Source organism: Vibrio ostreicida (genome assembly GCF_013074385.2).
In the GTDB taxonomy this organism is placed as follows: domain Bacteria; phylum Pseudomonadota; class Gammaproteobacteria; order Enterobacterales; family Vibrionaceae; genus Vibrio; species Vibrio ostreicida.
Window position 1 is genome coordinate 42553 of the sequence record NZ_JABEYA020000005.1, and the last position, 19728, is coordinate 62280.

The 19728-nt window shown below is 47.3% G+C and carries 17 protein-coding genes; 10 read left to right on the forward strand and 7 right to left on the reverse strand.

What is annotated here, in order from left to right; all coding sequences use genetic code 11:
- Positions 1–538: 538 nt before the first annotated feature.
- The 5 genes from HLM86_RS09380 (at position 539) to HLM86_RS09400 (ending at position 6271) form a co-directional block, all read left to right on the forward strand.
- Entirely contained in the window at positions 539–1549 is a 1011-nt protein-coding gene (locus HLM86_RS09380) for a putative 2-aminoethylphosphonate ABC transporter substrate-binding protein (RefSeq protein WP_076588882.1), read from the forward strand.
- Positions 1550–1731: 182 nt separating this feature from the next.
- On the forward strand, positions 1732–2847 hold the full coding sequence (locus HLM86_RS09385) for a putative 2-aminoethylphosphonate ABC transporter ATP-binding protein (RefSeq protein WP_170882728.1): 1116 nt from the start codon (positions 1732–1734) through the stop codon (positions 2845–2847).
- A 19-nt stretch (positions 2848–2866) separates the two neighbouring features.
- Positions 2867–4579 carry a putative 2-aminoethylphosphonate ABC transporter permease subunit gene (locus HLM86_RS09390; protein WP_245798195.1) on the forward strand — a complete coding sequence of 571 codons (1713 nt, stop codon included), beginning with the start codon at positions 2867–2869 and terminating at the stop codon, positions 4577–4579.
- A 9-nt stretch (positions 4580–4588) separates the two neighbouring features.
- Positions 4589–5293 (forward strand): phosphonate utilization transcriptional regulator PhnR, encoded by a 705-nt coding sequence (phnR, locus tag HLM86_RS09395; protein WP_170882726.1) that lies wholly within the window; start codon positions 4589–4591, stop codon positions 5291–5293.
- 75 nt (positions 5294–5368) lie between these two features.
- Positions 5369–6271 carry an EamA family transporter gene (locus HLM86_RS09400; protein WP_170882725.1) on the forward strand — a complete coding sequence of 301 codons (903 nt, stop codon included), beginning with the start codon at positions 5369–5371 and terminating at the stop codon, positions 6269–6271.
- Between the two features lie 233 nt (positions 6272–6504).
- Here the strand turns inward: HLM86_RS09400 and HLM86_RS09405 are convergent, their stop codons facing one another.
- Entirely contained in the window at positions 6505–7992 is a 1488-nt protein-coding gene (locus HLM86_RS09405; protein WP_076588877.1) for a peptide MFS transporter, read from the reverse strand.
- Between the two features lie 269 nt (positions 7993–8261).
- Here HLM86_RS09405 and HLM86_RS09410 point away from each other — a divergent pair, with 269 nt between their 5' ends.
- Positions 8262–9386 carry a M14 family metallopeptidase gene (locus tag HLM86_RS09410; RefSeq protein WP_170882724.1) on the forward strand — a complete coding sequence of 375 codons (1125 nt, stop codon included), beginning with the start codon at positions 8262–8264 and terminating at the stop codon, positions 9384–9386.
- A 101-nt stretch (positions 9387–9487) separates the two neighbouring features.
- Here HLM86_RS09410 and HLM86_RS09415 read toward each other — a convergent pair whose 3' ends face one another.
- The gene (locus HLM86_RS09415; protein WP_170882723.1) at positions 9488–10858 is read right to left on the reverse strand and encodes an L-serine ammonia-lyase; all 1371 of its coding nucleotides are present in this window, start codon (positions 10856–10858) and stop codon (positions 9488–9490) included.
- 363 nt (positions 10859–11221) lie between these two features.
- Between HLM86_RS09415 and HLM86_RS09420 the strand changes: the two genes are divergently transcribed.
- Positions 11222–12154 carry an exopolyphosphatase gene (locus HLM86_RS09420; protein WP_076588874.1) on the forward strand — a complete coding sequence of 311 codons (933 nt, stop codon included), beginning with the start codon at positions 11222–11224 and terminating at the stop codon, positions 12152–12154.
- An 84-nt stretch (positions 12155–12238) separates the two neighbouring features.
- Here the strand turns inward: HLM86_RS09420 and HLM86_RS09425 are convergent, their stop codons facing one another.
- Both HLM86_RS09425 and HLM86_RS09430 read right to left on the reverse strand, forming a co-directional pair.
- A complete protein-coding gene (locus tag HLM86_RS09425) occupies positions 12239–13255 on the reverse strand; it encodes a GGDEF domain-containing protein (RefSeq protein WP_076588873.1) in 1017 nt (338 codons plus the stop codon).
- 163 nt (positions 13256–13418) lie between these two features.
- Positions 13419–14354, reverse strand: coding sequence for a chemotaxis protein (locus HLM86_RS09430; RefSeq protein WP_170882722.1), 936 nt, complete (start codon positions 14352–14354; stop codon positions 13419–13421).
- Positions 14355–14551: 197 nt separating this feature from the next.
- Here HLM86_RS09430 and ppiC point away from each other — a divergent pair, with 197 nt between their 5' ends.
- A complete protein-coding gene (ppiC, locus tag HLM86_RS09435) occupies positions 14552–14830 on the forward strand; it encodes a peptidylprolyl isomerase PpiC (protein WP_076588871.1) in 279 nt (92 codons plus the stop codon).
- A gap of 114 nt (positions 14831–14944) precedes the next feature.
- On the opposite strand, the gene HLM86_RS09440 is transcribed toward ppiC, so the two are convergent.
- Entirely contained in the window at positions 14945–15694 is a 750-nt protein-coding gene (locus HLM86_RS09440; RefSeq protein ID WP_170882721.1) for a hypothetical protein, read from the reverse strand.
- A gap of 139 nt (positions 15695–15833) precedes the next feature.
- Between HLM86_RS09440 and HLM86_RS20315 the strand changes: the two genes are divergently transcribed.
- Positions 15834–15968, forward strand: a complete 135-nt coding sequence (locus HLM86_RS20315) for a hypothetical protein (protein WP_281249511.1) — start codon at positions 15834–15836, stop codon at positions 15966–15968.
- A gap of 164 nt (positions 15969–16132) precedes the next feature.
- Entirely contained in the window at positions 16133–17311 is a 1179-nt protein-coding gene (locus HLM86_RS09445; RefSeq protein WP_076588869.1) for a right-handed parallel beta-helix repeat-containing protein, read from the forward strand.
- Between the two features lie 97 nt (positions 17312–17408).
- Here the strand turns inward: HLM86_RS09445 and HLM86_RS09450 are convergent, their stop codons facing one another.
- Together HLM86_RS09450 and HLM86_RS09455 are read right to left on the reverse strand one after the other, a co-directional pair.
- Positions 17409–18059: a class I SAM-dependent methyltransferase gene (locus HLM86_RS09450; protein ID WP_076588868.1), complete on the reverse strand. Its 651-nt coding sequence runs from the start codon at positions 18057–18059 to the stop codon at positions 17409–17411.
- A gap of 398 nt (positions 18060–18457) precedes the next feature.
- Entirely contained in the window at positions 18458–19702 is a 1245-nt protein-coding gene (locus HLM86_RS09455; RefSeq protein ID WP_170882720.1) for a DEAD/DEAH box helicase, read from the reverse strand.
- Positions 19703–19728: the final 26 nt, after the last annotated feature.

The following is a 19728-nucleotide window of genomic DNA, read 5'->3' on the forward strand; positions in this document are numbered from 1 at the left end:
TCAGGGAAGAAATTGCACCGTAAACCCGAGGGGCGACAAATTCATAAAACTTTAATATCCAAACGGTGAGAGATGTCTGGTTTGGTGCCAGTGTGGATGAAGGAAATTCCATATAAACAATAACTCATTGATATTTTCTGTCACAAGTTCGGCGGTGATACTGAGTAAGATTGATTGACACACCTAGGAAAAGACATAAAAAAACACCCTGAAAGCCACGGTTGAAATCGTGACTGGAATAATGCGCGTTCCTTGAGTGTTGAAGACAAAGTGAGAGCCTAGCGAGTGACGCGGTACGCACATCGAGATGCCATAGAAAAAGTGCGCGATGTTCGTCTAAATGGTCGATATACATTTTTATAAACGGAGTTTCCCATATTAGGACACGGTGCTTGTTAAAGAATCAAATTGTCATTACTCAATCATTAAACCGTCATAAAGCCACTCTAGTGTGTAGATTGAAATTGGTACAGACCAGTTGGCCATTTTGGTTCCAATAACGACTAAGTTGGTCGCAAATAGAGCAAAAAAGGAGAGGATGATGAACAACTCTGTTAAGAAAGGAATACTGACCGCGCTTGTCTCTTTGCTGGCGACTTCCCCGCAGGCCGCGCAGCAAGTGACCGTATACACTGCTTTTGAAACCGATATTCTGGCTAAATATAAGGCAGCATTCGAAAAAGACAACCGCGATATTTCGATTAAGTGGGTCCGTGATTCGACTGGGATCATGACTGCGAAACTGCTCGCTGAGAAAGGGAATCCTCGTGCCGATGTGGTGTGGGGGCTAGCAGGTTCTTCCATGGCATTGCTGAAGGAACAGGGATTATTGAAACCTTATACCCCGCGTGGCTCAGAAAACCTCAACGCGGATTTGAACGACCCTCAGCCCCGTCAGGCATGGTTCGGCAATGATGCGTTTTTTAATGCGGTTTGTTTCAATGAAGTGGTGGCGAAACAGCTTGATTTGCCAAAGCCGACGTCATGGCAAGACCTTATTAAACCTATCTACAAGGGGCATATCGCCATGCCAAATCCAGCGTCATCGGGTACAGGTTATATGCAGGTGTCGGCTTGGTTGCAAAATATGGGGGAAGAGCAGGGTTGGAGCTACATGCAAAAGCTGGATAAAAATATGGCTCACTACACCCACTCTGGCTCAAAACCTTGTGTACAGGCGGGCATGGGGGAGGTGGCCATCGGCATCTCCATGGCAAGCCGTGGTGCCAAACTCAAAACTCAGGGCGCGCCACTGGCGGTGATCACGCCAAAAGGCATCGGTTGGGAAGCGGAAGCCGTCGGTTTGGTGACAGAATCTTCCGTGGCTAAGCGTGTAGTGGACTGGTCTGTGTCCAAAGCGGCCAATGAGCTCTATGTCGAGATGTATCCGGTTGTTGGACACAAACAGGTCAAAGCGACCGTGTCCCACTTCCCCAATGTTGAAGCCAATATGGCCAAGATGGATTTCGCTCAAATGGGCAGCAAGCGTGCCGCGATTCTAGCGAAATGGTCTAAAAAGTTTGACGCTAAGTCTGAGCCTCAATCTTGAATCATGTCAGCAACGGCAAATATTGGATCGGGCATCTGGGTGCGTGAGTGCCCTGTTTTGTTGCCCGATGTCTTGAGCGGGGCAGCGAATCTAGTCTGTGTCGGCCTTTGGGCTACCGATCGGCGGCCCTGTTATCACGGTGAAGATCATTGATCTACGGCCTATTCTAAGTGGAGCACACTATGTCAACCAACCCCCCTTATCTACAAATCCAGAATGTTGTTAAACAATTTGGTCAGTTTACGGCGCTAAAACAAATTTCACTGAATATTGAACACGGTGAGTTTGTGTGTTTTCTCGGGCCTTCTGGTTGTGGTAAAACGACGTTGCTCAGAGCGATTGCTGGGTTTGATCTACCCACTTCAGGGGCGATTTATCAAAACAATGTTGAAACGACGTTATTGCCGCCGGAAAAGCGTGATTTCGGTATTGTGTTTCAATCCTATGCGTTATTTCCCAATTTGACCGTGGAAGAGAATATTGCCATTGGGTTGAAAAATCAGGGAGAATCAAACCGAGCTGCACTGGAAAGCGTCGAGCGTTGGCTGGCAATGATTGGTTTACCTGACTCAGCCCACAAATACCCTAATCAGTTGTCAGGTGGACAGCAGCAACGGGTGGCACTCGCTCGGGCACTGGCATTGTCTCCTGGGCTGTTATTGCTTGATGAACCCCTATCAGCATTGGATGCCCGTGTCCGTGTTCATTTACGTGATGAGATTGGCAAGCTGCAACGTCAGTTGGGGATCACCACGGTGATGGTGACTCACGATCAAGAAGAAGCCCTGTCGATGGCTGACCGGATTGTGGTGATGAATCATGGCGTGATTGAACAGGTTGGCACGCCAGAAGCTATTTATCAACGCCCCGCGACGCGATTCGTTGCGCAGTTTGTCGGCAATATGAACTTTATTAAGGCATCGGTTGTGAGTGATCATGAATTGCGCATTGCTGAGTCTTTTATTAAGGCTCCGGCCCTCGATAATCGTGAACTGATTCGAGGTGACCATATTGAACTGGCCATTCGCCCAGAAAATATCCGCTTTACTCAATCGAGCAATAATGCGCTGCCAGTGAGGATTGTCTCCTGTGAGTTTCTTGGTGCTTTTTGTCGTTATGAGTGCGAGTGGCTCCACGATCGTCATGCCGATTCGGTGCTGGTGGATGTGTCTGGAGAGCAAGCCCAGTCGTTGTCCTTGAGTGTCGGTGATATTGCGTCGATCACGTTTGTCGGGCGTGGCGCGCGCGCCTATTCGGCGCTGACACCTGCTGGTGAACAGTTTCTTGCGGCGTCTTAAGGGAATGAAGAGTAAAACAATGAATGAGTCTTCGATCCAGTTGCTTCCTCTTGATTCCACCCGCCTTACCCAAGGTTTCAGTCGGGATAATCTGGTCTTGTTTGGCGCTTTGGCGGCGGTGTTTGGCGTGTTGGTGGCGTTTGTTGTTATGCCGTTGTGGAGCATGTTTGGGAAAAGTGTACAAAACAATACGGGCGATTTTGTTGGGTTGGCAAACTTTGCCCATTACTTTTCTCAAGCGAGTTTGTGGCAGTCGCTTGGCAATACCCTTATCCTCGGCCTTTTGGTGACAGGTGCAGTCGGCGTGTTGGCGTTTGGGTATGCCTATGCTTTAACGCGTTCGTGTATGCCTTTTAAAGGATGGTTTCATGTGCTAGGCGCTGCGCCAATTCTGGCGCCATCTTTGCTGCCAGCGATTAGCCTTATCTTTTTGTTTGGCAATCAGGGCATTGCAAAGTTTATCCTTGGTGGTCAATCGGTATATGGCTTGACCGGTATGACACTCGGGCTCATTTTTTGGACCTTCCCTCATGCATTGATGATCTTAAACACGGCGCTTCGTACCTCGGACGCGCGTTTGTATGAAGCAGCACGTGCGTTGAAAACATCGCCGATGAAGACGTTTTTTGTGGTGACGCTACCGGCTGCGAAATATGGATTGATCAGCGCGCTCATTGTTGTGTTTACTTTGGTCGTGTGTGACTTTGGTGTGCCCAAAGTCATTGGTGGCAATTACAACGTCTTGGCCACGGACATTTTTAAACAGGTGGTGGGCCAGCAAAACTTTTCGATGGGGGCGGTCACCAGCTTGTTGTTGCTTTTGCCCGCATTATTGGCGTTTACCACCGATCACTGGGTGCAAAAAAAGCAAAAAAGCTTGTTTGATACCCGCTCTGTGCCTTATCAGCCAGAGCCACACCGGATTCGAGATGGCCTGTGTCTGGTGTACTGCAGTGCTATTTCACTGTTGGTGCTCGCGGTACTGGGCATGGCCGTGTATGGCTCTTTGGTCACGTTTTGGCCTTGGAATAAGGCGCTGACACTCAACAACTATGATTTTTCTCAAATGAGTACCTATGGTTGGCTGCCCTATTTTAACTCATTGTCTTTGGCCAGTTGGACAGCGCTGTTTGGTACTTTGATCCTCTTTATCGGCGCTTACTGTATTGAGAAAGGACGGGGTTTTGTGTTGATCCGGCAGGGGATGCAAATGTTGAGTGTGGTACCCATGGCCGTTCCAGGTATGGTGCTCGGACTTGGGTATATTTTTTATTTCAATGACGCGGATAACCCGCTCAACTTTCTCTATGGTTCAATGGCTTTATTGGTGATGAACACCTTGGTCCACTATTATACCGTGGGTCATATGACGGCGCTGACCGCACTGAAACAGATACCAGCGGAGATGGAGGCGATTGCGGCTTCAATCAAGCTGCCTCAGTATCGCTTGTTGGTTAAAGTAACGCTGCCTGTCTGCGCGCCAGCGACGATTGATATCGCAAGTTACTTGTTTATTAATGCATTAACAACGACTTCTGCGGTAGTATTCCTCTATTCAACTGAGACCATTCCAGCTTCTGTGTCTGTCCTTAACATGGACGATGCTGGGCAAACTGGAGCTGCGGCCGCAATGGCGGTGATGATCATGCTGACCGCTGCGGTCGCTAAGTTGGTGCAGATGGTCATCGGGCATTGGCTAGAACAACGGACGCAGTCGTGGCGTCACAGGTAAGGAAAATCCGTGCAGTACGTAAGAATAAAAGATTCGATTGTCGAGCAGATAGAGTCAGGGCTACTCTCGCCAAGACAAAAGCTCCCAGCAGAGCGTAAATTGGCGGAGTCGTTTGATACGACTCGTGTGACGTTACGTGAGGCACTGTCGTTGCTCGAAGCGGAAGGGCGTATCTATCGGGAAGACCGCCGTGGTTGGTTTATCTCACCGGCTCCGCTCCGGTATGATCCGTCACAGACACTCAATTTTACCAATATGGCGCAATCACAGCAACGTACGCCCAAAACGGTGCTGATTTCTGCCAAAAGCATTTTGGCCGACAAGCAAGCATCCCGAATGCTTGAACTGCCGCCATTTTCCGATGTATTTCGGGTCGATAGGGTGCGTTATCTTGAGGATCGCCCAGTGATGTATGTGACGCACTATATTCGACCAGAGCGATTGCCCAATTTGCTCGACTTTGATTTATCGTGCTCTCTGACTGATATCTATCGTGAGCAGTTTGGAATGGTCTATCAACAGATCCGCTACCGGATCAGTACCAGTACTTTGCTCGGTGATACGGCTCAGGCACTGCGGGCGACGTCGGGCACGCCAGCGATGGTGGTTGAGCGGATCAATTACAATCAGCACGGTGAGCTGATTGATTGTGATCTGGAGTACTGGCGTCACGATGCGATCAGAATTGAGTCGTTGGCTCAGCTCCACCGTTAAGGTTTTTCTTCGTTTATTGTCCGCAATATTCTTTATACAAGGCCCGTTTGGCGCCGTCGTTTTTTGAGGTAGTTCATGTCTCTATGGGCAATGATTTTGGTTGTGGTATCGGCCTTGCTCCACGCCGGTTGGAATGTATTGAGCAAGCGCACTCAAGCATCAGGACCTGCATTTTTCTTGTCAAGCAGTGCGGCGGCGGCAGCATTACTCACTCCCTACGTAGTCTGGTATTTGAGTCAGGTTGGGGTCGCGGCGATCCCGATGCTATTTTGGGTTCTGTTGATATTAAGTGGTATCGCCCAGATGATCTATTTGGTCGGCCTGAGTATGGCCTATCAAAGTTCAGATATTGGCATGGTGTACCCGATTGCGCGGGCATTACCTGTTTTGATGGTAGGGGCGGGCACTGTCGTTTTGGGGTACGAGCTGTCTTCCAGCAGTTGGTCGGGTTTTGTTTTGATGACCGTCGGCTGTTTATTTGTTCCACTGACCTCGTTTAAGCAGTTCAGAGTGACTGAATACCTGAATATTGGCGTGCTATGGGCATTCATTGCGGCATTGGGTACAACAGGATACGCCCTTCTTGATAAAGAGGCCCTGATCGTTCTTGGTCAAACTTTTTCTTGGCTTGTCTCCGACACAAAATCCGCCATTTTTTATCTTGGCCTTCAGTTTTGGGCGATCGCTTTGTCGATCGGCGCCTATTCGCTCGTGGCTGGAAGGAGAGGGGATTTTCGACAAGCATGGGCGTTCAAAAAAACATCGTCTGTCGCGGGGATCATGATGGCCAGCACCTATGGTTTAGTGTTAACCGCCATGACCATGACCGACAATGTCAGCTTGGTGGTCGCCTTACGCCAGATCAGTATCATTTTCGGATTGATCTTTGGCATGATTTGGCTAGCGGAATCCGCTTACGTGACCCGGATTGTCGGTGCAGTGTTGATTGTTATCGGTTTGGTCCTGACAACCTTCTAAAGGTACTGAGCACGTCGGTGACCCGTGTGAATGAATAGGCGTTAACCTTGAGATAAATAGAGCGGTCAACAAGGCTGATCAGATTTTTCATAAACGCGTTTAAGATCAGAGCAAAGCGCAAATTCACGACATCAATAGGAAAGAACCACTAATCTTCATCGATTAGCGGTCTGTGGATTAGGGGCCGCGGATACCGTATAGACTCGGCCAACCCTCGCTACCCCTATGGGCTTTTAGACTGTTTTTTCGCTGGTTTCTGCCGTTAAGGTGGCTTCATCATCAGCGTCAGCGGCGTCCAGCATTTTCTTGATAACCAGTGAGCTTCCCAGCGCAATGATCACCATAACGGCGGCCAATATGGTCAGCAGTTGAAAGTAACCGCCATAGACCTGTTGGACAATCTCTTGCGTGATTGCCTGACCTTTTTCCAATGCAATATGGGTGGAAACGACGGCACCGACGATACCACTTAGTGCTATTGCAACTGAGAACAAGGACACCGAAAAGCCTTCGATTTTTTTGGGCGTGACCGAGAGGATAAAGGCGACCACCATACTGCCGACGATCACTTCAGCGAATGCCTGAAAGAAGTGAATCGCGAGAAACACTTCTGGGCGTATCACTACCGCTTCACCGACATTCTTGACCGCAATGGTCAAAATACCAAAGCCAATCGCAGTAAAGATAAACGCGCCGGCGATTTTGGTTGCCGTTGACAATTGAATTCCCTTTTTCTCCAAAGAGGAAAACGTCATCGCGATCACTGGACCTGCAACAATGCACCACAGTGGGTTCATCGCCATGGCGGCTTCGGGCGCAATCGGGATCAAATGGAACAAGTCGCCGCGCATGGTGTTGATGGTCACCATGGTCATGGATGTCATCATCTGACCGTAATAGACAAAGAAACAGGTGGTCAGCACAGTCACAATGAGAATTGCCCCCATTCTTAGAGCATCGGCCTTTTTGGACTTAAGCATCAGGGTAATAAAATAGATTATGGCGGTGGCACCGATGGCATAAACAATATTTTGGCCGATGTCCATGTTGGAGAACATGAAAAACACCAGCCCAACCATGGCGGCCGACAGACCAACAAAAGCGGCCCATTTCTGGACGGTGACGGGCTGTTTATCTATCTCGGCCCCGACGTGTTTTAGCGGTTTGTGAAAGATCACCAAAAGGGCAAACGCCAGCAATGCCATGATCACGGACAGTAAGAAGCTACCGTTAAAACCGATCACGAGCACAAACATTGGAAAGAGGTACTGACCCAGCAGAGCGCCGACATTGTTGACAGAATAGTTGACTGGGTAACCGTTTTCAAAGTCTTCACTTGTGGCAAAAGTCCGTTTATAGAGGCTAGGGTAAGAGGGCGACATTAAGCCGCGGGCGTAACTCGCGAGAGCGATACCGACCAAACTCAATGGCACATTTGATGCTGAAGCGCCCATCACCAACAAAATGTAGCCTGTGGCGAAGGTTGCGTAGGCAATCGTTAATGATCGATAAGCGCCAAGGAATTTGTCGGCGATAAAGCCACCAGCGATCGCGAATAACGGACCTATCGATGAAAATGCACCCACGACCATCATGGTGTCGGCTTCGCTGTATCCGAGGTCTTCGAGAAAAAATCGTGTCAGTACGACCATCACACCATAGAAGGATAAACCAAACATTGCTTGGCAGAACATCATTGATTTATTGAGTTTATTCCACATTCATAACCTCTGTGTATGGTTAAATTTTAGAACTATAAACTAAAATTATCTATAAAATTAGCATTTAATAAAACGTGATTATCCCATAAAATGGCGATGATGCACGCCTTTTTAGAGTTATAAACCTAAGTTTTGTCGATGTCTTTGATCTCAAGGGGCTTTTGTCACTGAGCTGCGGTAATCAAGGTGGGTGTGTTTTTCATGTAGCTAAATCGGTGATTGTGTTAGCCTATGTGCGTACATCGCTTTCATCGATAAGGAATCATTCAGTGAAGATCTTCAGCAATTTCGACAGTGGCAATATTGACGTTGTCCGTGCCGACGACAAAGACGCCATCCAACTCTCTATTCCCAATGATAACCAATCCGAGTTTTATCAGTGGTTTCATTTTCGCCTTGAGACCGAGGCTCAACAATCCCACACTATCGATATCGTGAATCTGGCAGGTTCGGCCTACCCTGACGGTTGGAAGGGCTATGATGTGGTCGCGTCTTACGATCGGGAAGAGTGGTTTCGAGTTCCGGCTGAATTTGATGGCGATACGCTGCGCTTTAGCCTGATCCCTGAACGGGGTTCGGTGTATTTTGCCTACTTTGCTCCTTATAGCTATGATCGTCATCAAGACTTGTTACATATGGTGCAAAGTGCACATCATTGTCGGTTGGAGACTCTCGGTCATACACTGGATGGCAACGATATGAGCGTGCTGACATTTGGTGAGCCTGATGAAACCAAGAAGACCGTGTGGATTATTGCGCGCCAGCACCCAGGCGAAACCATGGCTGAATGGTTTATCGAAGGTATGATTCAGCGCCTGATTAATGAAGATGACACTGCTGCACGCGCGTTACTCGACAAAGCAGTGGTGCATGTGGTGCCGAATATGAACCCTGACGGCAGTATTCGTGGTCATTTACGTTGCAATGCGCAGGGGGTCAATCTGAACCGAGAGTGGCAGTCACCTAGTATGGAACGCAGTCCCGAAGTGTATTTGGTCCAGCAAAAAATGCGCGAAACAGGCGTGGATATGTTTCTTGATATTCATGGGGATGAAGCCATTCCTTACAATTTTATTGCGGGTTCAGAAGGTGTACCCAGTTACGACGATCGCCTAGCGTCACTTGAGTCGAAGTTTAAGCAGGCGTTACATGCGGTCACTCCCGAGTTTCAAGACGAGATTGGCTATGATAAAGACAAGCCGGGTGAAGCTAACCTGACGGTCGGGTCAAATTGGGTCGCTGAGGAATTCAAGTGCTTGTCTTACACGGTCGAGATGCCCTTTAAGGACAATAATCAATACCCGGACCCGCTTTATGGTTGGTCGCCCGAAAGAAGTATTAAGTTTGGTGAGGATATGCTGTCCGCGACTTTGTTGATGTGTGACCATATCTAAGCTGAGCCGAGCTGGCGTTTTGCGGGAAATGATAAGCGCAGTGTGATACTGCGCTTTTTTTATTTCAGCACTCGGCCTTGCCCCCAGCACCAAAAGGCGATTTATTCACAAGGCGGGGCCATATGAATAACGGCCAGCCCCCCTAAGGACGTCTCACGGTATTTCTTGTTCATGTCTTTACCCGTCTGATACATGGTGGCGATCACTTTGTCGAGTGAGATGAGACACTTGCTGGTTCGCTTGAGTGCCATTCTAGAGGCATTAATGGCTTTCATTGCCCCCATCGCGTTACGTTCAATGCATGGCACTTGCACTAGACCGCCAATTGGGTCGCAGGTCATCCCCAGTGAGTGTTCCATCGCGATCTCGGCGGCAATGCAGATTTGTTCATTACTGCCTCCTCTTAGGGCGGTTAATCCCGCTGCTGCCATGGAGGACGAGACGCCAACTTCCCCTTGACAACCAACTTCTGCCCCGGATATCGAAGCATTGGTTTTATACAAAATGCCGATAGCGCCAGCCACGGCGAGGAAGTCTTTGATTTGCTTTCGGTCGAGCGCTTTGATAAAACGATGGTAATACATGAGTACCGCGGGGATAACACCCGCAGCGCCATTGGTCGGTGATGTCACAACCTGCCCACCGGCTGCGTTTTCTTCACTAACTGCAAAAGCGAACAAGTTTATCCAGTCGAGGATTTCCATTGGGTCGTTCTCAATCGCTTCGTTTGCTTCGAGCTTTTTGAGTAAGTTAGGCGCACGGCGCGTGACATTAAGTCCCCCTTCGAGGATACCTTCGGTTTCGAAGCCCCTTTGCATGCACAAAGACATCACGCTCCAGATTTGTTCTGCTTTGCGTTCTATCTCTTGGTTGTCAAAGAAGCACACCTCGTTTTGTAGGATCATACCGCCAAGACTTAAACCACTTTCCTCGGCCATGGTCAGCATCGCTTCGGCGGAAGTAAATGCAAATGGCACTTGGACCGACTGCTCACCACTGCCATTTTCGAGCTCTTGCGCGGTGGCGATAAAACCACCCCCGACCGAATAATAGGTTTCAAACATCAAGGTGGCGCCTGAAGCATCAAACGCGCTGATGGTCATGCCATTTTCATGTAGGGGTAAACTGTCATTATGGAAGAGGATGTCACGATCGTATTGAAATGAAATGTCATGGGTGCCTGAAAGTGGCAGAGATTGCTGGTCCAAGGTGGTCTGCAACGCTTGTTTGGCGCTGGTCATTTTAATGGTATCGGGTTTATTGCCCATTAAACCTAGGATCATGGCACGGTCGGTATGGTGGCCTTTTCCCGTTAAGGACAGGGAGCCATACAAGTCAACTTGAATACGTTGTACCTGAGTCAGTGTGTCGGTCAACAACTGGGTGAAGTGGTGGCCGGCGATCATCGGGCCGTTGGTGTGTGAACTGGAGGGACCGACTCCGACTTTGAAAATATCGAAAATTGACAGCATAGATCTACTTCCTATTACCATGGCCTGTTTATCAGGCTCTCATTAAATATAGTTAACAAACGATTAACCGTGCTAACGCTATCTTTAACTTCTCGGTTTGTACAGTTCTTGTGTCCCTTGAATGGCATAATTGAGATATGGGTAAGGTCCTATCACCACTTATCGTCCGTCGCGATATCGAAGGCGGGTTAGGTTTTTGAGACTTAGCGCGGGTGGGGGGTGATAAAAACCTTTCCTGAAGTTGGTTAAAAAATCGAAGCTGTCTAGAATTAAGGTACTCATGGCAGCGTCGAGTCAGTTGCGACGTGCAAGATCACAGAACCTTCAGCCGCCTTTTTCGGTTGTAGAAATAAGGATTGTTAGATGTCGGAACAGAAATATCGTTTGGTGACACGGAGTGACTTTGACGGCCTCGTGTGTGCCGTACTTCTTAAACAATTGGAACTGATAGATGATATCAAGTTTGTTCACCCTAAGGACATGCAAGATGGCATCGTCGATATTACCCCTCAGGATATTGTGACTAACCTTCCCTATGTGGCTCATGCCCATTTGGTTTTTGACCATCACTTGTCGGAGGTGATGCGTAATCCAGGACAAAGAGCCAATCATATTATTGATCCCGACGCCCCCTCTGCGGCGCGCGTGGTCTGGGAGCACTATGGTGGAGGGAAGGTATTTCCTGACCACTGGTTGGGAATGATGGAAGCAGTGGATAAAGGGGACTCGGCACAGTTTACACGCGATGAGGTTTTGGATTCTACCGGCTGGAACTTGCTCAACTTCCTTATGGATGCGAGAACCGGTTTGGGCCGTTTCAGAGAGTTTCGTATTTCAAATTACAATTTGATGATGGATCTTATCGATTATTGTAAGACGCATTCGATTGACGATATTTTGCGTCACCCCGATGTCAAAGAGCGAATTGAATTGTACAAGGAACATGAAGAATTGTTTAAAGCGCAGATCCAACGTTGCGCAACGGTTCACAGCAATTTGGTGCTGCTTGATTTAACGAGTGAAGATGTTATTTATGCGGGCAACCGATTTATGATTTATGCCTTGTTTCCACAATGCAATATCTCGATTCATAAAATGTGGGGCTTTCAGAAACAAAACACGGTTTTTGCGACGGGTAAATCCATTTTTGATCGCGGTTCGAAAACGAATGTGGGCGAGTTGATGCTCAAGTATGGTGGCGGTGGGCACAAAGCGGCAGGGACGTGTCAGATCGACAACGAGAAAGCGGTTGAGGTGCAGCAGGCGTTGATTGACGCGATCGTGGCTGATGGATAAATGCCCAAACAGGTTAGGCAGACACTAAAAAAGCCCGCATGGGCTTTTTTTAGTGTCTGAGATGGGCTCGGTAGACATGAGGCCCTATAACGGCATCACACGGTTGCGTCCAAGCTCTTTGGCTTCATATAGGAGTTTGTCGGCTCGGTCGATGACGGAGCTTGGGTGCTCGCCTGCTTCCAACTCAGCGACACCAAATGACGCAGTAATATTGCCGATTTGCTTGCCAGTTCGGCGATCTTTTATCGACAGTTTTTCTATGGAACGACGCAGGCCATCGGCAAATTGACGTGCAATGCGCAGCGTCTTATGGGGCATGATCAGGGCAAACTCTTCTCCGCCGTATCGGTAGGCATGAATGCCATCACGACTGCTGGTCTGAAGACGTTTGGCGATGCCTTTAATCACCGCATCGCCAAACAAGTGGCCATAGGTGTCATTGAAGTTTTTGAAGTGATCGATGTCGGCCAGAATCAGGCACATCTTTTGCTCTGCTTGGCACAATGTTGCTAGATCTTTATCAAAAGCACGGCGGTTGTACAAACTGGTCAGGCTATCAAATAGGGCATCTTGCTGAACTTCGACAAGTTGAGATTTCAATCGCTGAATTTCTTCCGTCGCAGTTTCAAGCTGGTTGTTTAAAAACGTGGTCGAGTGTCTGATTTCTTTCGATTCGGCGATCAGTTGCCGAACTACTTTCATGACGTCGTCAATAGACATCGCTTCATCGTCCACTTTTTCTAAATGTTCGAAACTTTTATCGATCACTTCAGAAAAATGGGAAGTATCTGCCAATGTATCCGTCATTGATGAGGAGACTTGTCCAACGAGCAATTCGATATTGACCCTAAGATCTTTCATATCGGTTTCCGCGCGGCTGGCAATATAACTGTTGTACAGTTTTTCACCTGCCGCGGGCGGACACAGGCCATAATTATCGATGATGTTGTCCATCGCCAGATTCATCTCTGGAAGGGCATTATCAACATAAGTATACCAAAGCGCGTAGTTGGCTGGCGTCGCCGCTACGTGGTTTTGCATCATCAAAGGGACAGCTTTTTTTAGATTCGCGGTCGATTTTTTAAAATCGTCGTCTGTCATGTGATTATAAGAATTCTTTGTTACCCAACACTTAAATTAAGGTTAGCGGATCTCGCTCCCAGATGCTTGGGTAAATCCTAATAAATTTTGATTATTTTAATAGTTTTATCAACTTAAAGACGCAATTCCCACTTATGAGATCTAAAAAACGGTGGCTAATCAATTAGACACCGACTTCAAGACCTTCATCAGCGTGGTTAGATTCGAGTTTTTCTGCGCCTCGAAGCATGGCTTTGATCAAATCTGCAGCGTGGAATTTCTCTAAAGCCTCGTGTGCGCCGACCTGTTGTGCTCTATCAACGCAAATTTCACTTGAGAGTGAGGTGTGCAAAATAATATACGCATGTCTTAACTGCTGGTCGCTTTGGGTTTCAAAAGCCAACTCATAGCCATCCAAACCGGGCATCTCAATATCACTGACTAACAGTTGAATGGGCTCGCCACGCTCGGCTTCTTGCTTCATGACCTCGAGAGCTTCTAGCCCGTTATTACGGATTTGATAACCGATATTGATGCTATCTAATGCATCTGACAACTGTTTCCGAGCAATGGAAGAATCGTCTACCAACAAGATGTTGAGTGCTTTGAGTCTTTCACGTTCAATATCGGTGAGCATCGGGATATTGGTCGACTCGTACTGCGGATAAATTTTGGATAGTAACAATTCGACGTCTAACATTTGTATAATTTGATCGTCAAAGCGTGTGATCCCCGTGACAAACACGTTTCTGCCCGCGGATTCAGGTGCAGGCTCGATCGAGCGCCAGTTGCATTCAATGATTTTTTCAATGGAGCGCACCATAAAGGCGACGATGGTTCTTAGGCAATCAGTAACAATCAAATAACAATTATTGTATTCCTCCGGTTGAATTGGCCTAAAGCCAATCGCCGCAGGCATATTGATCACGGGAATGGTTTTATTACGGATCGTCACCGTCCCAATCACATGATGATGGGAATAGGGGATCTGAGTGGTCGGTTGGAAAGGAACAATCTCACGAACCTTCAATGTACCGATCGCAAACGGTTGTGCGTTAGGTGTTAATGTAAACATTAGCATCCCTTGCGATTGATTTGCCTTACTGATTGTTTTCGCCATGACGTTGCTTTCTCAAAAATGAAACTTTATTAGGAATGTGATCTTAACGTATTTACAGATCTATTCAAATAGGATATATCAATTTCTGCTAACTGGTTGTATTACAGTCAGGTTATTTTCTATCTGGGATGAAGATCTCATCACCTTCGGGTAAAATGGCGGTATTTACTCCCTAAAATCTACTAAGAGCATTTTATATGGCGAATACAGCAGCCGCATTGCACATCCTAGTCAAGCATAAAGAACAAGCCGAAGACATCATCAAACAACTGAAGAAAGGGGCCAAATTTCAGACCTTGGCCAAGAAGTACTCGACTTGCCCATCAGGGAAAAAAGGCGGCGACTTGGGTGAGTTCAGAAAAGGACAAATGGTGCCCCAGTTTGACAAAGTGTGCTTCAACGGCGAAACCCTTGTCCCACATTTGGTCAAAACCAAGTTCGGCTGGCATGTGGTTAAAGTCCTCTATCGCACCTAGCCTTTGGTTTGTTAGCGTCAACGTTTTCCGAGCAGCGACGCTCAGATTGGGGGGACTCCTCGTCTGAGCTTGCTCGTAAACTGACCCATATGATGCCCTGACGGCGCTACCTCGTTATTGATGCGATAAAATATCTACATTGTTTTGCCACTTTGACCGTTGATGGATATGGCCTAATGATTGCCAGCGCAATACTTGGGGATCATTGGTGATAAATAATTCGTAGCGACCATCAAGCTTGGACAGCCCCAGTACTTCGAGTAGAGAGGCGTTTATCTGAACGAGGACATCGGGGTTCTTTGTGTCGTTGGTGAAACCAACCACCGAAACCCGAACAGACTCCCCTGGTGGGACGGGGTTTTCTATCAACACCGAATCGCCAATTTTATAGTAGCGCCCCTTTTCATGCTGGCGGTTGATTTTGACGCTGAGTTTATCCAGTGACGATGAACTGGAATAGACCGCAGTCGCCCTGAACATGGCCAAAATTTCTTGGCGTACCAAACTGTCTTGTTGCTCGGCCCATGTTCGGATTGACTCAATCCACAGTTGATTATTGCTTAAATCACTTGAATGCTGATCGACGGTAGCGATAAGAGCATGCGCCTTGCCCTCTAAACGCGTTTGTAGCTCTGTGGTGGCAGCAATGTCTTCAATGTGGTTAGCCCAGTTAGGCCCCAGATGCTGATCTAGGACTTTTTCATACTTTAAGCTTTGCTTGGTTAGAACGGAGACTTGTTGAGACAATGACTGGAACTTGTGATAGGCGATGCCTGCGGTAAACACCACGCCCAAGATGGCAACTCCCGATGCCAAGGTGCCCATCCACTTAGATAAAAGGTCCGTTAGATTACTCTCTGGCACAGCGACTCCCTTTATAACCGTCTCGATTGACCCATGCTAGCACCATATTAAATTTGATGCACATTTAATGAGTGTAAGAAGTTGGCAATTCGCCCACTTCATCCCCCACCTAATTAGCCACAGAATATAGGCAACTCATATGATAAGAGAAATGACTCAAACCGATTTGGAGCAGTTTTCGCCAACCTTCGCTGACGCTATCCAAGTGAGCAGAAAACGGGAAAAGAAAACGAAGAAAACGAGGACAGGCGCTTTTATTCTTTTTATTGGTTAAGGTTAATAAGATACCTGTCTTGTTTCTGAGTTTCGGTTAATCAGTTTCAGCGGACTTCTAGAGAACAAGATGGCCTGACATGGAAAAACCCTTCTGATGGTTTATTATATGAGCCTATACACTTATTGTGATCAGCTCTACCACTTATCAGGAGGCCAGTTGTCATGACTATAATCAGCAAGGTGTTTTTTATCAGTGCTATCGTTGTCACGGGGCTTAACGCCAGTTTCAGTTGGGCGGAACAACCTTGTTCGCTGAGAATTCCAGTGAACCAGTATTTGGTCGATGGTGAAGTCCTTGGCGTCAAACCCGGTGACACAATTTGTCTTGAATCTGGTGAGCGAGGGCCAATGAGAATCCAGCATTTACATGGCAGTGATTCATTGCCTATTACCGTCACCAACGTTGATGGCCCAGTCACCACAACGCCCTACGAATACAGCATAGCCCTAGAAGATGCCTCGTTTGTCATACTAAAAAGCTCCGAAACGAAACAAACTGACCCATACCAAATAAAACTGGGAGGGACGCTGAGTGTGGGGCAATTGAGTCATCATGTGACCATAGAAGGTGTTGAAATCTACCGAGCGCGATTTGCCGGTATGCTGATAAAAACCGATCCGACTTGCGACCCCAGAACGTGGCGAAGCAATTTTCTCATGTCAGGCCTGAGGGTTCGTGGTAACTATATTCATGATACTGAAGAAGGTGAGGGGATGTATATCGGTTATACAGGTAAGAGCCGAACGCTCATGTGTGACGGGGTCGAAACGACGGTGTATCCGCATCAACTGGACGATGTCCTAATAGAAAATAACCGTGTCGAACTTATCGCTGCTGATGGCATTCAGCTCAATTCGGTCAAACAGGAAGGGCACATTAAAGGGAACCGCATTTATCAAACGGGTTTAAGCCCGTTCGCACCAGTCTGGCAGAACACTGGGATACAGGTTGGAGGTGACAATGTCACTATTTCCGACAACTTGATTGTTCGAGCCGGTGGAAATGGCATGATGCTGGATGGCGATAATCTATCTGTTATTGGCAATATGGTGATTATGGCGGGTGAAAACGCGATCTTTTCTCGTAACCCAGCTCAGCAGGATAGCCAAAACTCAGGAGGGCTGGCGCATCAATATCGTCAAAATGTACTGATTCAAAGTGGTGACTATGCTATTAAAAACTATGCGATTCTTACTTCGACACCACACATGATCACGCAAAACACCATTGAGCATAATGGAGAACGAGATGCAGCCAATCGCTTAAAGATCTTTTCTTATCTCAATGATACCGTATCTCGGCAAGAAGAAAATAACCTCATTGTTGACTCGACGCAATAGACTTGTGCTCTATACTGGCTCAACCCCATGACGTTTAAAGGGACGACAGAGTCCCTTAATTCGTCAGGTTCTCAGACCCTTCCAGATTGCGCTCCATTTATGCTTTGCGAGCCGAAAAAAGCGCAACACAGCCGACAACGTCAATGTTCACATCACAAAATTCGTGCTGGAGCGCAGTTTCTAAACCGTTAAGATCATCCTGACTGTTACTGAAAATACCTTTTTTATTGTAAAACGCCATCAGCTTTGTTGCGAAGGCATTTCGCGCAGTCCCCTGACCGAGTATCGTACTGCCAAATAGCACTCCTCCGGGGTTCATTACGGCTTTTAAATGAGTGAAAAGTTGACTTTTTTCAGGGATGCTACCGGGTAAACAGTGCAGTAAATAATTGACGCTGACAGAATCGAAACCTTGTTCAATAGACAAAGGTTCCAACGCATTTTGACAGTAAATTTCTGGGTCCAAATGCTCAATGGCTTTGGAAGTTGAACCGAGACTGTTTCTATTCAAATCCAGTAGGGCGATGCGTTCAGTGTTGCTGGTCAGGTACTTTTTAAGGTAGTAGCCAGTACCTACACCAACATCGAGGTGATGAGTGGACGCCAAAGCGGAAAACAGGTGGCCAATGCGTTTGGTTGGGCACTTCCAGAGGAAATGATTTGAGAAGCCCAATACCCAGAGGTCATAAATGGAAAGAATCTTCTTTGAGTAAACAGCCTGACCTGCGATCACCGCATCGTTGTTCATGTTGTTATCCTTAATATTTCATTCGTATCGTGCGCTATTAAATTGATGATGGCATCAAAATACACCGATTGGACAAGCCGTATTGTAGCATCTCACTTAGTGGTGGATATAATGAATTATAAAATGAGATAACCGTTCTTTGCCCAGCGGCGAAATCGGCGATCGGGTGGAAATATAACCAAGAGGAACGACTCGAAAAGCAAAATCGACGTATTGATCTCTCTCCTCTGAAGGTCAGGTACTATCCAAGGATATTAAGCATCATCTTTCACGGTTGTTAGATCAGTTGGGTGATAAGGACTTTGCTTTGGCTTGGTGACAGCGACAGCAAGGTGTTTCTATGACTGTAAATAGTATTCGGAGGCCCAACACGATAGCCTGAGCAAATGAGCCTGCTGTTAGCCTGACTGAGATCGGGTGTGTTTAACTTTACCTTGGAACTGCTTGATGCTGTTTTTGTTGTTGGTTCTACGGTTGGCTTTTTTATCTCGTGGCGCGCGTTTACTCTCGCCTGACGACGGTTTGTCAGTGACAGGGAAGTCATCAAGTTCCTGAAGTGGCAGCGCACGTTGTGTGAGCTCTCGAATGGCGGAGAGTGTCTCTACTTCGCTGTGACATACGAGCGAGATGGCTGAACCGGATTGACCCGCTCTTGCGGTGCGGCCAACACGATGTATGTAGACTTCGGCATGCGAGGGCAGTTCAAAGTTAATCACGAGCGGTAATTGTTCGATGTGTATCCCTCGGGCTAACAGATCAGTAGCAATAAGCACTTTGGTTTCACCCTGTTTAAACCGTTCTAACGTTTTTTGACGTTCGGCTTGTGGTTTGTTTCCGTGTAGAGCACTGGAAGATATCCCTGCTTTGTTCAGTTTTTTTGTTAACCCATCAGCATTCTCTTTTGCGCCAATAAATACCAATACTTGTGGCCACTGATGTTGATCAATAAGCGCGATCAGCGCTTTGGTTTTACTGCCTTTGTTGACCAAATAAAGTTGTTCTTGGACGTGCTGGCTAGTGCTATTTTCTTGATGAGCTGCGACTTGTGTCGGTGAGTTCATCAACTGTGTGGCTTTGTGTTTCAGTTCATCAGAAAAGGTTGCAGAAAACATCGCAGTGTGACGCTGGCCAGACGTCAGTTTGGTAATACGTTGCACGTCGGGCCAAAAGCCCATGTCGAGCAATCGGTCGGCTTCATCCAAAATGAGATAGTCTACACTTTTTAGGTCTAACGCCCCGTCGTTGACAAGATCCAACAGGCGCCCCGTCGTGGCGACGAGAATATGAGGATTTTGTGCGAGTATTTCTTGTTGCTGGTGTTTCTCAACACCTCCGCAAATACTCGCTGCGTGTAGGTTTAATGATTGACTAACCTGATTGATGGCGTCAGTCACTTGAGTTGCTAATTCACGAGTCGGCACCAAAATTAACCCTTTCAATGGGGTCGTGCTCGCATGCATGTGTTCAAGCATGGGTAGGCTGTAAGCCAAAGTTTTGCCACTGCCCGTGTTCGCCAATCCGAGTAAGTCTTTTTTGGCCAACATAACAGGGATGGCAAGCGATTGGATTTCTGTCGGGTTTTGAATGTCATTGGGCAGAGCGTTAATAAGTGCAGCGCTTAATGAAAGTGAAGAAAAGGGCATGGATTTGGTACCTTAAGGCGTTGATT

Bases quoted from the DNA above. Each gene is read 5' to 3' on its own strand.
- HLM86_RS09455 (WP_170882720.1), bottom strand. From the start codon at position 19,702: ATGCCCTTTTCTTCACTTTCATTAAGCGCTGCACTTATTAACGCTCTG.
- HLM86_RS09415 (WP_170882723.1), bottom strand. From the start codon at position 10,858: ATGCTGTCAATTTTCGATATTTTCAAAGTCGGAGTCGGTCCCTCCAGT.
- HLM86_RS09425 (WP_076588873.1), bottom strand. From the start codon at position 13,255: ATGACAGACGACGATTTTAAAAAATCGACCGCGAATCTAAAAAAAGCT.
- HLM86_RS09380 (WP_076588882.1), top strand. From the start codon at position 539: ATGATGAACAACTCTGTTAAGAAAGGAATACTGACCGCGCTTGTCTCT.
- HLM86_RS09400 (WP_170882725.1), top strand. From the start codon at position 5,369: ATGTCTCTATGGGCAATGATTTTGGTTGTGGTATCGGCCTTGCTCCAC.
- ppiC (WP_076588871.1), top strand. From the start codon at position 14,552: ATGGCGAATACAGCAGCCGCATTGCACATCCTAGTCAAGCATAAAGAA.
- HLM86_RS09430 (WP_170882722.1), bottom strand. From the start codon at position 14,354: ATGGCGAAAACAATCAGTAAGGCAAATCAATCGCAAGGGATGCTAATG.
- HLM86_RS09450 (WP_076588868.1), bottom strand. From the start codon at position 18,059: ATGAACAACGATGCGGTGATCGCAGGTCAGGCTGTTTACTCAAAGAAG.
- HLM86_RS09405 (WP_076588877.1), bottom strand. From the start codon at position 7,992: ATGTGGAATAAACTCAATAAATCAATGATGTTCTGCCAAGCAATGTTT.
- HLM86_RS09420 (WP_076588874.1), top strand. From the start codon at position 11,222: ATGTCGGAACAGAAATATCGTTTGGTGACACGGAGTGACTTTGACGGC.
- HLM86_RS09445 (WP_076588869.1), top strand. From the start codon at position 16,133: ATGACTATAATCAGCAAGGTGTTTTTTATCAGTGCTATCGTTGTCACG.
- HLM86_RS09390 (WP_245798195.1), top strand. From the start codon at position 2,867: ATGAATGAGTCTTCGATCCAGTTGCTTCCTCTTGATTCCACCCGCCTT.
- HLM86_RS20315 (WP_281249511.1), top strand. From the start codon at position 15,834: ATGATAAGAGAAATGACTCAAACCGATTTGGAGCAGTTTTCGCCAACC.
- HLM86_RS09385 (WP_170882728.1), top strand. From the start codon at position 1,732: ATGTCAACCAACCCCCCTTATCTACAAATCCAGAATGTTGTTAAACAA.